This is a genomic window from Actinomycetospora sp. (assembly GCF_055612215.1).
Genome location: NZ_JBVPVA010000956.1, coordinates 1 through 15,143, shown reverse-complemented (window position 1 = coordinate 15,143; position 15,143 = coordinate 1). Strand labels below are relative to the sequence as shown.

Sequence of the window (15,143 nt, the reverse complement as noted above, 5' to 3'; positions counted from 1 at the left end):
CCGGCACCGTGGGCTACGCCGACGAGACGTTCACGCCGCCGGACCGGATCCGCAACTTCTGCATCATCGCCCACATCGACCACGGCAAGTCGACGCTGGCCGACCGGATGCTGCAGCTCACCGGCGTGCTGGGGGACCGGGCCTACCGGGCCCAGTACCTCGATCGCATGGACATCGAGCGCGAGCGCGGCATCACCATCAAGGCGCAGAACGTCCGCCTGCCCTGGTACGCCGCGGGGCCCGACGGCGAGATGCGCGACCACGTCCTGCACCTCATCGACACCCCGGGCCACGTCGACTTCACCTACGAGGTGAGCCGGTCGCTGGCCGCGTGCGAGGGCGCGATCCTGCTGGTCGACGCCGCCCAGGGCATCGAGGCGCAGACCCTGGCCAACCTCTACCTGGCGCTCGAGAACGACCTGGAGATCATCCCGGTCCTCAACAAGATCGACCTGCCGGCCGCCGAGCCCGAGAAGTACGCCCGCGAGATCGCGCACCTCATCGGCTGCGAGCCCGACGACGTGCTGCGCATCTCCGCGAAGACCGGCGACGGGGTCGGCGCGGTGCTCGACTCGGTGGTCCGCCGCGTCCCGGCCCCGGTCGGCGACGCCGACGCCCCCGCCCGGGCGATGATCTTCGACTCGGTCTACGACACCTACCGCGGCGTCGTCACCTACATCCGCGTCGTCGACGGGAAGATCACCCCGCGCGAGCGCATCCGGATGATGAGCACCAACGCCGTCCACGAGCTGCTCGAGGTCGGGATCATCTCGCCGGACCAGAAGCCCTGCCAGGGGCTCGGCGTCGGCGAGGTCGGCTACCTCATGACCGGCGTGAAGGACGTCCGCCAGTCCCGCGTCGGGGACACCGTGACCTGGGAGCGCAAGGGCGCGACGGAGCCGCTCGGCGGCTACCGCGACCCGCAGCCGATGGTGTTCTCCGGGCTCTATCCCATCGACGGCAGCGACTACCCGCTGCTGCGCGACGCGCTGGACCGGCTGCGGCTCAACGACGCGGCGCTCTCCTACGAGCCCGAGACGTCGGCGGCGCTGGGCTTCGGCTTCCGCTGCGGCTTCCTCGGGCTGCTGCACCTGGAGATCACCCGCGACCGCCTCGAGCGCGAGTACGGCCTCGACCTGATCTCCACGGCACCGAACACCGTGTACCGCCTCGAGCTCGACGACGGCAGCGAGGCCGAGGTGACCAACCCGGCCGACTGGCCCGACGGCAAGGTCGCGGCCATCTACGAGCCGATCACGAAGGTCAGCGTGCTCGCCCCGAGCGAGTTCGTCGGGGCGATCATGGAGCTCTGCCAGTCGCGGCGCGGGCAGCTGCAGGGCATGGACTACCTGTCCGACAGCCGCGTCGAGCTGCGGTACACGATGCCGCTCGCCGAGATCATCTTCGACTTCTTCGACGTCCTGAAGTCGCGCACCCGCGGGTACGCGTCGCTCAACTACGAGCCCGCCGGCGAGCAGGCCGCCGACCTCGTCAAGGTCGACATCCTGCTGCAGGGCGAGCCGGTCGACGCGTTCTCCGCGATCGTCCACAAGGACGCGGCCTACGCCTACGGCAACTCGATGGCCTCCAAGCTGCGCGAGCTCATCCCGCGCCAGCAGTACGAGGTCCCGATCCAGGCCGCGATCGGCTCGCGGATCATCGCCCGCGAGACCATCCGCGCGATCCGCAAGGACGTGCTCTCCAAGTGCTACGGCGGGGACATCACCCGCAAGCGCAAGCTGCTGGAGAAGCAGAAGGAGGGCAAGAAGCGGATGAAGACGATCGGCCGGGTCGACGTCCCGCAGGAGGCCTTCGTCGCCGCGCTCTCGACCGACCAGAACGCCGTGGACAAGGCCAAGTCGGGCAAGAAGTAGCCCGGGGCGACCAGGCTCACGTCACGCTCCGCTGCGGGTGGCGGTGATCGTCGTGCCCGGCTCGCGTAGACTGGACGAGCAGGTGCCGAGCTGTCGGCCTGGGTGGGACCCGTTTCGAGAAGGTCCGCGGACAGCTCCAACCGTCCGCCGTACCCCATCCCGAAAGAGTTCTGTTGACCGACGCTGCTGTCCTGCCCGACTCCGATCTCCCGCTCGACCCGTTCCTGACCGACGGTGTCGACGGCGCTGACCAGAACGACGAGACCGTCGACGCCGACGAGACCGCCCCCGACGAGGCCCCCAACGGCTTCGCCACGCTGGGTCTCGACGACCGCGTGCTCGGCACCCTGGTCGACCAGGGCTTCCACACGCCCACCCCGATCCAGACCGAGACCATCCCGCTGCTGCTCGACGGCCGCGACGTCCTCGGCCTGGCCCAGACCGGCACCGGGAAGACGGCCGCGTTCGCGCTACCGCTGCTCTCTCGGATCGACCCCAACGTCCGCGCTCCGCAGGCGCTGATCCTCACCCCCACCCGCGAGCTCGCGATCCAGGTGGCCGAGGCCATCGAGTCGTTCGCCGCGGGCTTGCCGCACATCCACACCGTGCAGCTCTACGGCGGCGCGCCCTACGGCCCGCAGCTGTCGGGCCTGCGCCGCGGCGCCCAGATCGTCGTCGGGACGCCCGGCCGCGTGGCCGACCACCTCGAGAAGGGCACGCTCGACCTGACCGACGTCGGGTACTTCGTGCTCGACGAGGCCGACGAGATGCTGCAGATGGGCTTCCTCGACGAGGTCGAGCACATCTTCGGCCTGCTCCCGGCCGACCGTCAGGTGGCGCTGTTCTCCGCGACGATGCCGGCGGCCATCCGCCAGGTCAGCCGCAAGCACATGAACGCGCCCGAAGAGGTCTCCATCAAGGGCAAGACGACGACGGTGGCCAACACGCGCCAGCGCTACGTCGTGCTGCCCGACCGGCTCAAGGCCGACGCCCTGGCCCGCATCCTTCAGGTCGAGGACTTCGACGCGGCGCTGGTGTTCGTCCGCACCCGGCAGAACACCACCGACGTCTCCGAGGCCCTCAACCGCCGCGGGTTCGCCTCGGTCGCCATCTCCGGGGACCTCTCGCAGATCCAGCGCGAGAAGACGATCGCCGACCTGCGCTCGGGCAAGCTCGACGTGCTGGTCGCCACCGACGTCGCCGCCCGCGGGCTCGACGTCGAGCGCATCACCCTCGTGGTGAACCACGACCTGCCGACCGACCCCGAGTCCTACGTGCACCGCATCGGGCGCACGGGCCGCGCGGGCCGCTCCGGCGACGCGATCTCGTTCGTCACCCGCGGCCAGCTCCGGCTGCTGCGCGCGATCGAGAACACCACGCGCCAGAAGGTCGAGGAGATGTCGGTGCCCGGCACCGACGAGGTCAACGCCCGCCGTCGCGCCCGGTTCGCCGAGCGCATCACCGCGGCCCTCGAGGGCACCGAGGACGGCGGCGACCCGCTGGCCGTCTTCCGCACGATCGTCGACGACTACGTCGCCGAGCACGACGTCGACCCGACGGCGCTCGCCGCGGCCCTCGCGAAGATGGTCCAGGGCGGCAAGCCGTTGCTGGTCGAGGACCTGCCGGCCCCGCCGCCCCGGGGCGAGAAGCGGGGTCGCGACGACCGCGGCCGCGACGACAAGCCCGGCCGTGGCCAGGGCGGGGGCCGCAAGCCGGCCGCCCCGTCGTGGACGGTCGGCTCGGGTACCGACACCTACCGCATCGAGGTCGGCCACAACCAGCGGGTGAAGCCGGGCGCGATCGTCGGAGCCATCGCGAACGAGGCCGGCCTGGACTCGGCGCACATCGGTCACATCGACATCCGCACCGACCACACCCTGGTCGAGCTCCCCGCGGACGTCCCCGGGGCCGTCGTGAAGCGGCTCCAGCGGGCCCGCGTCGCCGGCCGGCCGATGGGGCTGCGCCGCGCGTCGGAGGCCGGTGGGTCGACGGGCGGTCGCCGGGAGCGCAGCCCGCGCTGAGCACCCCCGCCCCGTTGTTCTGACCGGAGGGCCCCCTCGCTCGAGTAGATCGAGCGAGGGGGCCCTTCGCTCACTCCGGGGCCGGGTGTCCTGCGCCCCACCGGGGAATGTGCGGCGGCCGCCGCGCGTCACACCGAGTGGCCGGGGGCGTGGGATCGCGCTTACCGTCGAGGGGACGGACGAGGAAGGGCGGCACATGGCGCGCTCGGTGGTGATCGTCGGCGCGGGCCCGCGGGGGACCGGGGTCCTCGAACGGCTGGCCGCCTCGGCGCCACGCCACGGCGTCGACGCCGAACACCCCCTCGACGTGCACCTCGTGGATCCGTACCCGCCCGGCGCGGGACGCATCTGGCGCACCGCGCAGTCCGAGCTGCTGTGGATGAACTCCATGGCCGCCGACGTGACCATGTACACCGACGACACCGTCACCTGCGAGGGCCCGATCGTCCCCGGTCCCAGCCTCATCGAGTGGGCCGAGCAGCTGCGCGACGGCGACCTGCGCGGCGAGACGGTCCCCGAGGGCCGCGTCGGCGACGAGGTCCGCGCGCTGCGCCCGAACACGTTCCCCACCCGCCAGCTGCAGAGCCACTACCTCGACTTCGTGCTGCGCCGCGTGCTCGACTCGCTCCCCGAGGGCCTGCGGGTCCACGTGCACGACGGCCGCGCCACCGGGATCGTCGACGGCGACGTGCGCCGCGTGTGCATCGAGGAGTCGGACGGGACCAGCACGGAGGTCGACGCCGACGTCGTCGTGCTCGCCTCCGGCCACCTCGACGCGACGCCCTCCGACGACGAGGCCGACATCGTCGAGCGGTCGCGGGACCTCGGCCTGCAGTACTTCCCGCCCGAGCAGACGACCGACTCCGACCTCGACGCCATCGAGCCGGGCCGCACCGTCATCGCCCGCGGGATGGGCCTGGCGTTCGTCGACCTCATGGTGCTGCTCTACGAGGGCCGCGGCGGGCGCTTCGTCGAGGACCCGACCGGTGACGACGACGGGTCCGGGCGCGGCCGGCTCGACTACGTCCCGTCGGGCCGCGAGGTGTTCCTGCACGTCGGCTCCGGCCGCGGCGTGCCCTACCACGCGAAGACCGAGTACACGCTGCGCGGACCGCGGCCGCCGCTGCCGCGGTTCTTCGGCCCCGAGCAGGTGCAGGAACTCCTCGCGCGCGGCGAGGTCAGCCTGCGCGAGCACGTGTGGCCGCTGATCGCGAAGGAGGTCGGCTGGGGCTGGTACCACGAGCTCCACCACGGCCACCCCGGCCGCGTCACGACGACGTGGGAGGACTTCGCGGAGCGCTACGCCGCGCTGGACTGGTACTCCGACGCGCGGGAGGCGCTCGTCGCCGAGGCGGTGCCCGCGGAGTCCGACCGGCTCGACTTCGAGCGGCTCGACCGGCCGCTCGACGGCATCGAGGCCGACCTCGACACGCTGCAGAAGCACCTGCGCGAGTACGTGGCAGACGACCTCGCCCGCCACGTCGACCCCGCCCACACCGCCGAGCTGGGCGCGTTCACCGCGCTGCTCTCGGCGTACATGACCTCGGGGGAGCTCTCCAGCCGGGGCGGCCTGACGCAGCGCTCCCGGGCCTTCGACCTGTCCTGGTGGCAGAACCTGTTCTCGTCGATGGCCAGCGGGCCGCCCGGGCCGCGCCTGCGCCAGCTGCTCGCGCTCTCCCGCGCCGGCTACGTCACCTTCCTCGGTGCGGGGCTGCGGGTCGAGATCGACGAGGGCGACGACGGCCGGCCGGCCGAGTTCGTGGCGACCGGCGCGTCGCTCGAGGGCGAGGTGCGGGCGCCGACGTTCGTGGACGCCCGCCTCGCGTCGCCGAGCGTGCGGCGCACCCTGGACCCGATGCTCGCGTCGCTCACCCGCCACGGGGTCCTCGACGAGGAGACGCTGCGGTTCGAGGAGCGCGCCACGCCGTGCGCGCTCGACGCGGTGGCCGAGCGCATCGACGGGCGCGAGGCACCCGTCGTCGTGCACTCGACCGGACTGGTCCCGGTGCGCGCCTCGGACTTCCGCGTGCTGACGGGGCCCGACGACGACCCGCACCCGCGGCTGTTCGCCGTCGGACCCCACACCACGGTGCGGCTGCCGGGTGCGTTCACCCGGCCCCGCACCAACAGCCTGAGCTTCCGCGCCAACGACGCGTGCGCTCAGGCGCTCCTGGCCACCGCCACCGGACGCTGAGCGGCGCTCGTCGCGTCACGCACGCGGGCCCGCTCGCGCAGCCGCTCGAGGGTCTGGCTGAGCAGCCGGGACACGTGCATCTGGGAGATCGAGAGCTGGGCGGCGATCTCCGACTGCGTCTGCTCGTGGACGAACCGCAGCACGAGGATGCGCCGCTCCCGCTCGGGCAGGCTGCCGACGAGGTCGCGCACGAGGGCGCGGCTCTCGACGTGGTCCAGGTCGGGGTCGTCGGCCCCGAGCACGTCGGCCATCGTCGTCTCGGTGCTCTCGGTGAGCGTGGAGTCCAGCGAGTCCGGGCGGTAGGAGTGGTGCGCCGCGATGGCCTCGATGACCTCCTCGCGGTCGATGCCCAGGTGCTCGGAGAGCTCGGTCGCCGTCGGCGCCCGGCCCAGGTGCTGGCTCAGCGTCGTCGACGCGGTGCCGACCTGCAGGTAGCGGTCCTTGACGCCGCGCGGCGTGCGCACCGTCCAGGCCGCATCGCGGAAGTGCCGCCGCACCTCGCCCATCATCGTGGGCACCGCATAGGACAGGAAGTCGCGGCCCTGCGTCGGGTCGTAGCGGCGCAGGGCGTGCAGCAGGCCGATGGCGGCGACCTGCTCGAGGTCGTCGACCGACTCGCCGCGGCGCGAGAAGCGTCGGGCGATGTTGTGGGCGACGGGTCGGTAGGCGTCCACGAGCCGGGACACCAGCTCGTCGCGTCGCGGATCGTGGGGCGAACAGGCCGCCAGCTCCTCGAGGAGGGGGGCGTACTGGTCGTAGGCGCTCGTGCGCTCGCTCATGCAGACCTCCGAGGCGCGCCGTCGTCGAGACGACGCAGGGATGGCCCGCGGTGGCTTGCCGGATGAACCACGTCGCGGTCGCGTGCGGATTGCAGGGCACGGCAGGTCCGCGTCGGACGTGGAGATCAAGGAGAGAGGGGACGCGGACACCAGTGCCGGAACCGGGACTGTTCGCTCAACCCTCGGACCATCGGCATGCCCCGGCAGGGGCAAGATCAAACATTCGGGGTTTGCCGCGCCGCCAGCCAGTCGTCGAACTCCGTCGCGACGAGACGCTCGTCGTGCACCCCCGCCGCGGCGTCGGAGCAGAGCCACCGCAGCGGGGGGACCATGACGTCCGGGTCGAGGAGTCCCTCGCCGTCCGCGCCCTCGGGGACCATCCCGGTCCGGGTCGCGCCGCCGGGCAGCAGGATGTTCACCGTGACGCCGCTGCCCTGGAGATCGGCGGCCATGATGCGCGCCAGGGACTCGGCGCCGGCCCGGGACGGGCCGTAGGGCACGAACCCGCGCCGGACCATCGTCATGTGGTTCATCGAGACCACGACCAGGCGCCCGCCGCCGTCGCGCAGCGCGGGGAGCGCGGCCCGGGCGGTGAGGAAGTAGCCGGTCAGGTTGGTGTCGACCACGGCCCGGAACGCCTCCGGGGTGACCTCCCAGAACGGCTGCGGCTCCTCGAGGAACCGCGGGTTGACGGTGCGCATCCCGATCCCCGCGTTGAGCACGAGGAGGTCGAGCCCGCCGAGCAGCTCGACCGCGCGGTCGGTGCCCGCCGCGACTTCGGCCTCGTCGCGGGTGTCGACGCCGAGGCCGTGCGCCCGGCCCGGCCCGGTGAGGCCCGCGGCGGCGGCGGCCGCCCGGTCGCCGTTCCGGCCGGTCAGCACGACGTGCGCCCCGTCCTCGACCAGGGCGCGGGCCATGGCGAGGCCGAGGCCGCTCGTGCCGCCCGTCAGCAGGACCCGCATCGTGGCCTCCCGGCTCGCACACACGAGCGTCAGCGGGTGAAGACGATCTTCCCCGCCGTCTCGCCGTCGAGCATGGACTGGAACCCCTTGGTCGCCTCGGTCATCGGCAGCTCCTGGCCGATCTCGGGGCTGATGCCGGTGGTGGCGACGAAGTCGAGCAGGTCGCGCAGCTCGCCGAGCGTGCCCATCGTCGAGCCGACCAGGTTCTTCTGCAGGAAGAACATCTGCGCGAGCTCGGCCGGGGGCTGGTTGCCCGAGGTGGCGCCCGAGCAGACGATGGTGCCGCCGGGCTGCAGCGAGCGCACCGAGTGCTTCCAGGTGGCCTCGCCGACGGTCTCGAAGACCGCCTGGACCTTGCCCGGCAGCTTGCCGTTGGACTCGAACACCTGGTGCGCACCCAGACGCAGCGCCAGCTCGCGCTTCTCGTCGGTGCGTCCGGTGACCCACACCTGCATGCCCGCGGCGCGCCCGAGCGCGATGAGCGCCGTCGAGACCCCGCCGGAGGCGCCCTGCACGAGCATCGTCTGCCCGCCGCGCAGGCCGGACTTGGTGAACAGCATTCGGTAGGCCGTCAGCCACGCGGTGCCCATGACGGCGCCGGCGGTGGCGGTCATGCCCTCCGGGCGGACCAGGGCGTTGCGCTTCGGGACGACGACGTAGTCGGCGAAGCTGCCCTGCGCCCACTCGGTGAGCATCTTGCGCTTCGGGTCGAGGGTCTCGTCGTCCTTCCAGTCCGGGTCGCCCATCAGCGAGTGCAGGACCACGGGGGTGCCGTCGTCGAGGGTGCCCGCCCCGTCGCACCCCAGGATCATCGGGAACTGGTCCTCCTTGATCCCGACGCCGCGCAGGGTCCACAGGTCGTGCATGTTCAGGCTGGCGGCCTCGACCTTGACCCTCACCCACCCGTCGGGGACCTCGGGGTCGGGCCGCTCGCCCACCACCAGGGAGGCGAGGGGGTCGTCGGCGTTGGGCTCGGACGCGTAGACGGCGAACATGCGCCCGAACCTAACGGGACCGACGAGCCACCGCGACGGGTGCGGCGTCAGGCGGCGCGCGCGTCGAGCCCGCGGGGGCGGCCCTCGGCCTCCCGCTTCGCGACCTCCTCGCGCACCAGCGGGATGACCTCCCGGCCGAACTCGGCGGCGTCGGCGAGCAGGTCGTACCCGCGGGCGGAGAGGATGTCGACGCCGAGGTCCCAGTAGTCGAGCAGCGCAGCCGCGACGGTCTCCGGGGTCCCGACGAGGGCCGTCGAGTTGCCTCCGCCCCCGGTCGCCTTCGCGGTCACCGTCCACAGCGCCCGGTCGAACCGCTCGCCGCGCTCGGCGACGGCGAGCAGGCGCTGCGACCCGGCGTTCTCCGGGTCGGTGAGCCGGTGGCGGTTGGTCAGCGGCTTCGTCCCGCCCTCGGTGCGCTCCTCGATCCGCGCGACGGTGGCGTACGCCTTCTCCCAGGCGGCCTCCTCGGTAGCGCCCAGGATGGGGCGGAACGCGACCTGGATCCGCGGCATCGTCGTCCGCCCGGCCGCCCGGGCCGCGGCGTGCACCGTCGCGATCTGGCCGGCCGTGTCCGCGAGCGGCTCGCCCCAGAGCGCGTAGACGTCGGCCTCGGCACCGCCGGTGGCGTAGGCGGCCTGCGACGACCCGCCGAACGACAGCCCGATCCGCGGCTGCTGGAGCGGCTTCACGTCGGCCCGGAAGTCGGCGAAGGCGTAGTGCTCGCCGGCGAAGTCCCACGGCTCGTCGCGCGTCCAGGCCTGCTTCAGGATCTGCATGTACTCGCGGGTGCGCCCGTAGCGCTCGTCCTTGGAGAGGGTGTCGCCCTCGCGGCGCTGCTCGTGGTCGTTGCCGCCGGTGATGACGTGGACGGTGACCCGCCCGCCCGACATCTGGTCCAGCGTCGCGAACGTCTTCGCCGCGAACGTCGGGATCGACAGGTTCGGGCGGTGCGCGACGAGCAGCTGCAGGCCCTCGACGTGGTCGGCGATGTAGGCGGCGGCCTGCGCCGGGTCCGGGCTGCCCGACGAGTAGGCGGTCAGGACGCGGTCCCAGCCGTGCTCGGCGTGGGCGGCGGCGAGGCGCAGGGTGTAGTCGGCGTCGAAGGCGCCCCCGGAGCGGGGGTGGGTCTCCGACCCGTCGTTGGTCGCGGCGATCCCGAGGAACTCGACAGGCACGGCACCCCACGCTGCTCCGCCGGGTCGGGCCGGTCAACCTCCGCCCGCCACCGTCACGTGACCTGCCCGCGCGTACCGTGACCGGCGTGCTGCACGCGGTCGCGACCTGGTGGGACGGCGTCGAGCTCTGGCTCACCCAGCTCGACTTCACGCTCCAGGTGATCCTCGTCGTCGGCGTCCTCGGCCCGCTGTGCTGGGGGATCGCCGCGATCGTGGACTCCGTGGTGGAGCGCACCGTCGCGTGGCGGCTCGCGGCGCTCGAGCGCCGCCGCGTCGCCGGGGACTGAGCCGGGTGGACCGTCGCTACGCCCGGCTGTGGGTGACCGGCACCCTCGTCGTGCTCATCGTGCTGGTGATCGTCCTCAACGTGCGCTGAGGGGTCAGCGCACGACGCCGCCGCGCATCGCCAGCACCACCATGCGCGCGCGGTCCCCGGTGCCGAGCTTGCGTCCGATGCGCGAGAGGTGGCTCTTCACGGTGAGGGCGGAGAGCCCGAGTGCCTCGCCGATCTCGTGGTTGGAGTGCCCGTCGGCCACCGACTGGAGCACCTGCACCTCGCGGGGGGAGAGCTCGCAGGGGGTGTCGTCGACGCCCGCCACCCGCGACGCCCCGGCCACGCGCGGCGCCACGGCCGGCTCGGGCTCGAGGAACCGCCGGGGCAGACCACCCAGCGGCGCCGAGGACGACGTCAGCAGGTAGGCGAGCGCGCCCGCGTCGAAGGCCGCCCGGGCGGCCGCGGGATCGTCGGGACCCCCGAGGACGACGGTGCGCCAGCCCTGGGCGCGCAGGTCGCCGACGAGGGCGAGGGCGCCGCCGTCGGGCAGGGTGAGGTCGACGACGGCGAGCTCGCAGGGCGGACCGGTGCGTACCCGCGCCCGGGCCTCGTCCGACGAGCCGACCTCGAGGACCTGCCCGGCTCCCGCGGTCACCAGCGAGTGCGCGACGACCTCGCGCCGCGTGGGCTCCGCGTCGACCAGCAGCACCGAGAGGTGCTCGCCGACGACGTTGAGCCCGTTGGCGGGGGTGAAGAGCACGCCGGCGGCCGGCGGTTCCGTGTGCGGGGAGCGCGCGGCCGGGACGGCCGGCGGGACCACCGTCGCCGACCCTGCGGCGACGCTCCCTCGGGTGACGCCGTGCCCCGAGAGTGTCGGGGCGTCCGGCCGGGCGAACGACTGACGGTCCATGAGCGGGAACACAACCACTCCATCGGCGGACGCCCGATCAGGCTTGAGGGGCCGGGCCGAGAAAGTTGACCAGGGGGTCGTCAGGACTCCGGCACCCAGCTCGGGGAGCGCTTCTCGGCGAACGCCGTCATCCCCTCCTGGCCCTCCTCGGAGGCGAAGAACTCGGCGGAGAGGCGCAGCATCGCGTCGAAGTCGGCGGCCATGTCCTGGGCCGGGGTGCGCCGCAGCATCGCCTTCGTCGCGGCCAGGGCCTGCGGTCCGCCCCGGGCGAGCATGTCGGTGTAGCGGGTGACCTCGGTGTCGAGAGCGGCCGGGTCGACGGCCTTGTTGAGCAGGCCGATCGCGGCCGCGCGGTCGGCGTCGAAGGTCTCGCCGGTGAGCATGAGCTCCTCGGCGGCGCGGGGGAGCAGGCGCGGCACCACGGGCACGGAGATGACGGCGGGGACGACGCCGATCCGCACCTCGCTGAACGCGAACGTGGCGCCCTTCCCGTCCCCACCGGCGCGGGCGCCGATCGCGATGTCGCAGGCGGCCACGAGGCCGACCCCGCCCGCGCGGGCCGGCCCGGCCAGCCGGGCGATGACCGGCTTGGGGGAGTGCCACAGCGTCTGGAGGATGCCGGGGAACTCGTGGACGCCCTGGTCCCCGGCGCCCGCCCCGCGGGACTCGCGCAGGTCCATCCCCGAGCAGAACACCGGCCCGGCGTGGGTGAGGACGACGACCCGGACGGCGTCGTCGGCGAGCGCGGCGTCGAGGTGCTCGCGCAGCTCCCGGCGCAGCTGGGCGGACAGCGCGTTGCGGTTGGCCGGCGAGTCGAGGGTGATGGTCGCGCGGCCGGCCTCGACGTCGAGGTGCACCAGTTCGCTCATGGTCGTGCAGGCTAGGTGGGCTCCGCGGTCCCCGCTGGTGACCTCCGCGGCACCTGCGCCGAGCGCTCGCGCCGAGTGGACACCCACGGCTGCTCCGGCAGCCCCGAGGGTCCACTCGACGAGCCGAGACGTGCTCACGGGCGCGGAGCGGCACCTCGACGCATGATCAACGGTCCTGGGTGGCGGTGGGAGGTCCGGTGGGACGACCACCCAGGGCCGATGATCACGCTCACTGCGATGGAACCGTCGTCAGCTCCCGGCGACCGGCGTGCGGGCCGGCCGGTCCGACGGCTCCAGCACGACGTCGTGGCGCACGCCCCCCGCACCGATCGTCACCGTCTCCGCTCGCGGCCGGTGACCGGGGGCCGAGCAGATGAGCAGCGCGGACCCGGGCCGGGCGTGCAGGGTGAAGGCGCCCTCGGCGTCGGTGCGGGCGCGGCCGAGCTGCCGCCCACCCGAGTCCGCCGCCGTGAGGGTCGCGCCGACCGGGCGGCCGTCGGGGGTCGTGACGTGTCCGGTGACGAGGGAGCCGCCGCCGTTCGGGGCGGGCGTCGGCGACGGCCGGGGATGCCCGTTGCCGTGCCCGTTCCCGTTCCCGTTCCCGTTGGTCCCGGCCGCCACGGCGGGTCGGGACGGAGCCGGCGCCGAGTGCTCCTCGACGTGGCGGGCGTGGTCGACGTGGTCGACGGTCGGCGCCGGGAGGGCCGAATCGGCGGGGTCACCCTCGGCGGGCTCGACGCGCTCGTCGGCCGGCGTGTCCTGGTGGACGTACTTGCCGCCGCGCAGGAGCGAGGCGACCGCCCCGATCAGCGACACGACGATCGCGACGGCGAACACCACGACGAGGCCGTCGTGGAACGCGCCGGTGACGAGGTTCGGGAAGAACTGCTTGCCGACGAGCGTCGCGGCGTTCCCGGGCGGCAGGGCGGCGAGCACCTGCGGGCCGAGGACCTCCTGCATCGGGTTGTAACCGAGGAAGGCCGCGAACAGCGTCCCGACCGGGGGCAGGTTCGCGACCTGTCCCGCGACGTCGGCGGGCACGTGCTGCGCGGTCAGGCCGCTGAACAGCGCCGTCGGCATCGAGGAGGCGAGCCCCGCGATGAGCATCGAGAAGAAGATGCCGATGGAGAGGGCCATGCCCGAGTTCTGCAGCGTCGACATCATGCCGCTGCCGGCGCCCCGCTGGTCGGCGGGCAGCGAGTTCATGATCCCGGTCATGTTGGGCGAGATGAACAGGCCCGAGCCGATGCCGTTGACCAGCAGGATCACGGCGAAGACCCAGTAGTTGAAGTCGGTCGGCAGCACGAGCAGCGCGCCGAAGGTGATGGCGACGATGACGAGGCCGCCGGTCGCGAACAACCGCGCGCCGAACCGGTCGGAGAGCATCCCGGAGATCGGCGCGGACACCAGGAAGCCGACGGTCAGCGGCAGCATGTAGATCGCCGACCACAGCGGCGTCTGCTCGTACTCGTAGCCGTGCAGCGGCAGCCAGATGCCCTGCAGCCAGATGATCAGCATGAACTGCAGGCCGCCGCGGGAGAGCGCGCTCATCAGCGTCGCGACCAGGCCCGAGGTGAACGCCCGGATCCGGAACAGGTGCAGGTTGAACATTGGCTGCTCGACCCGCGTCTCCACGAAGCAGAAGATCGCGAGGACGACGACGCCGGCGATCAGGCAGGTGAGGACGAACGGGCTGGTCCAGCCCTCGGCGTGGGTGCCGTAGGGCTGGATGGCGTAGATGACCCCGACGAGCAGCAGGATCAGGCCGACCCCGAAGGTCAGGTTGCCCCACCAGTCGATCGTGTGCGACCGACGACCGGCGGGGTCGCGCAGCGTCTTGTAGGCCCACACCGTGCCGAGCACGCCGAAGGGCACGCTGACCCAGAACACCAGCCGCCAGTCGACCTCGGAGAGCACGCCGCCCACGAGCAGGCCGATGAACGAGCCGCCGATCGCGGCGACCGAGTTGGTCCCGATCGCGAACCCGCGGCGCTCGGCGGGGAACGCGTCGGTGAGGATCGCCGTCGCGTTCGCCATCAGCATGGCGCCGCCGATGCCCTGCACGACGCGGATGAGGATCAGCCAGAGCGCGCCGCCGCTCCCGGAGAACGGGTCGAGGGCCAGCGCGATCGAGGCGATCGTGAACACCGCGAAGCCCGCGTTGTAGATCCTGGCCCGGCCGTACATGTCGCCGAGCCGGCCCAGCGTGACCACCAGCACCGCGGTGACCAGCATGTAGCCCATGATCATCCACAGCAGGAAGCTGATGTTGCCCGGCTGCAGCGGGTTGATGCCGATGCCCCGGAAGATCGCGGGGAGCGAGATCAGGACGATGGAGGAGTTCATCACCGCCATGAGCACGCCGAGCGTGGTGTTCGACAGCGCGAGCCACTTGTACCCCGGGTGATCGGGGTGGGTGCGCGAGACGGGTGCGACGGGTGCCGTCGTCGTCATGGGCGGTCCGATTCGTTAGTCAGGGCAACGAGCAGATCGATTGTAGTGTGCACCTATCGGGCGCCGCGGGCCGTGTGACCCTCGTCCGACTACCCCGTGCGGGCGCTGCCATCCCCGGGTCTAGCTTGATGGGACAACTGTCCGGGCTGTGACGGGAGCTCTCGTGAAAATCGGTATGGCGGTGCTGCGGCTGGTGGTCGGGCTGCTGTTCTTCGGCCACGGCATGCAGAAGCTCGCCGGCTGGTTCGGTGGCGGCGGCATCGAGGGCACGGCGGCGGGCTTCGAGGGGATGGGCCTCAAGCCGGGCCGGGACAACGCCGTGGCGGCCGGCGTCTCCGAGGCCGGCGGCGGCGCGCTGCTCGCCGCGGGCCTCGCCACCCGGGTGGCGGCGACGATGATCTCGGGCGCGATGGGCTCGGCGGTCTACCACGTGCACGCCCCCAACGGGCCGTGGGTGACCAAGGGCGGCTGGGAGTACAACGCCGTCCTCACCGCCGCGGTCTTCGCGCTCGCGGCCGCGGGGCCCGGCGACCTGTCGCTGGACCACGCGCTGGGCATCGAGCGCTCGGGCGCGGGCGTGGCGCTGGCCGCGCTCGGTGCCGGGCTGCTCGGGTCGGCCGGGGTCGCCGCGCGGGC

The 15,143-nt window shown here is 72.9% G+C and carries 12 protein-coding genes; 5 read left to right on the top strand and 7 right to left on the bottom strand.

Annotated elements, in window-relative coordinates:
• Positions 1 to 8 precede the first annotated feature (8 nt).
• The 3 genes from lepA to AC0CYZ_RS26095 all read left to right on the top strand — a co-directional run bounded on the left by lepA (position 9) and on the right by AC0CYZ_RS26095 (position 6,089).
• A complete protein-coding gene (gene lepA / locus AC0CYZ_RS26105) occupies positions 9 to 1,874 on the top strand; it encodes a translation elongation factor 4 (RefSeq protein WP_472220775.1) in 1,866 nt (621 codons plus the stop codon).
• Positions 1,875 to 2,047: 173 nt separating this feature from the next.
• The gene (locus tag AC0CYZ_RS26100) at positions 2,048 to 3,895 is read left to right on the top strand and encodes a DEAD/DEAH box helicase (RefSeq protein WP_472220772.1); all 1,848 of its coding nucleotides are present in this window, start codon (positions 2,048 to 2,050) and stop codon (positions 3,893 to 3,895) included.
• Between the two features lie 196 nt (positions 3,896 to 4,091).
• Positions 4,092 to 6,089 carry an FAD/NAD(P)-binding protein gene (locus tag AC0CYZ_RS26095; RefSeq protein WP_472220770.1) on the top strand — a complete coding sequence of 666 codons (1,998 nt, stop codon included), beginning with the start codon at positions 4,092 to 4,094 and terminating at the stop codon, positions 6,087 to 6,089.
• On the opposite strand, the gene AC0CYZ_RS26090 is transcribed toward AC0CYZ_RS26095, so the two are convergent.
• From AC0CYZ_RS26090 to AC0CYZ_RS26075, 4 genes are all read right to left on the bottom strand, one after another.
• Positions 6,056 to 6,868 carry a SigB/SigF/SigG family RNA polymerase sigma factor gene (locus AC0CYZ_RS26090; RefSeq protein WP_472220768.1) on the bottom strand — a complete coding sequence of 271 codons (813 nt, stop codon included), beginning with the start codon at positions 6,866 to 6,868 and terminating at the stop codon, positions 6,056 to 6,058. The two genes, AC0CYZ_RS26095 and AC0CYZ_RS26090, sit on opposite strands and share 34 nt — an antisense overlap.
• Positions 6,869 to 7,083: 215 nt before the next feature.
• Entirely contained in the window at positions 7,084 to 7,830 is a 747-nt protein-coding gene (locus AC0CYZ_RS26085; RefSeq protein WP_472220766.1) for an SDR family NAD(P)-dependent oxidoreductase, read from the bottom strand.
• Positions 7,831 to 7,859: 29 nt separating this feature from the next.
• Positions 7,860 to 8,825 (bottom strand): quinone oxidoreductase family protein, encoded by a 966-nt coding sequence (locus AC0CYZ_RS26080; RefSeq protein ID WP_472220764.1) that lies wholly within the window; start codon positions 8,823 to 8,825, stop codon positions 7,860 to 7,862.
• Positions 8,826 to 8,872: 47 nt separating this feature from the next.
• Positions 8,873 to 10,000 (bottom strand): LLM class flavin-dependent oxidoreductase, encoded by a 1,128-nt coding sequence (locus AC0CYZ_RS26075; RefSeq protein WP_472220762.1) that lies wholly within the window; start codon positions 9,998 to 10,000, stop codon positions 8,873 to 8,875.
• Between the two features lie 86 nt (positions 10,001 to 10,086).
• Between AC0CYZ_RS26075 and AC0CYZ_RS26070 the strand changes: the two genes are divergently transcribed.
• Complete coding sequence (locus AC0CYZ_RS26070; RefSeq protein ID WP_472220760.1) at positions 10,087 to 10,287, top strand: hypothetical protein; 201 nt, start codon at positions 10,087 to 10,089, stop codon at positions 10,285 to 10,287.
• A 93-nt stretch (positions 10,288 to 10,380) separates the two neighbouring features.
• On the opposite strand, the gene AC0CYZ_RS26065 is transcribed toward AC0CYZ_RS26070, so the two are convergent.
• The 3 genes from AC0CYZ_RS26065 to AC0CYZ_RS26055 all read right to left on the bottom strand — a co-directional run bounded on the left by AC0CYZ_RS26065 (position 10,381) and on the right by AC0CYZ_RS26055 (position 14,507).
• The gene (locus AC0CYZ_RS26065; protein WP_472220773.1) at positions 10,381 to 11,034 is read right to left on the bottom strand and encodes a helix-turn-helix transcriptional regulator; all 654 of its coding nucleotides are present in this window, start codon (positions 11,032 to 11,034) and stop codon (positions 10,381 to 10,383) included.
• A gap of 230 nt (positions 11,035 to 11,264) precedes the next feature.
• Complete coding sequence (locus AC0CYZ_RS26060) at positions 11,265 to 12,053, bottom strand: enoyl-CoA hydratase-related protein (RefSeq protein ID WP_472220758.1); 789 nt, start codon at positions 12,051 to 12,053, stop codon at positions 11,265 to 11,267.
• 249 nt (positions 12,054 to 12,302) lie between these two features.
• The gene (locus tag AC0CYZ_RS26055; RefSeq protein WP_472220756.1) at positions 12,303 to 14,507 is read right to left on the bottom strand and encodes an MFS transporter; all 2,205 of its coding nucleotides are present in this window, start codon (positions 14,505 to 14,507) and stop codon (positions 12,303 to 12,305) included.
• Positions 14,508 to 14,670: 163 nt separating this feature from the next.
• Here AC0CYZ_RS26055 and AC0CYZ_RS26050 point away from each other — a divergent pair.
• A partial coding sequence (locus AC0CYZ_RS26050; RefSeq protein ID WP_472220754.1) for a DoxX family protein occupies positions 14,671 to 15,143 on the top strand: 473 nt, incomplete at its 3' end.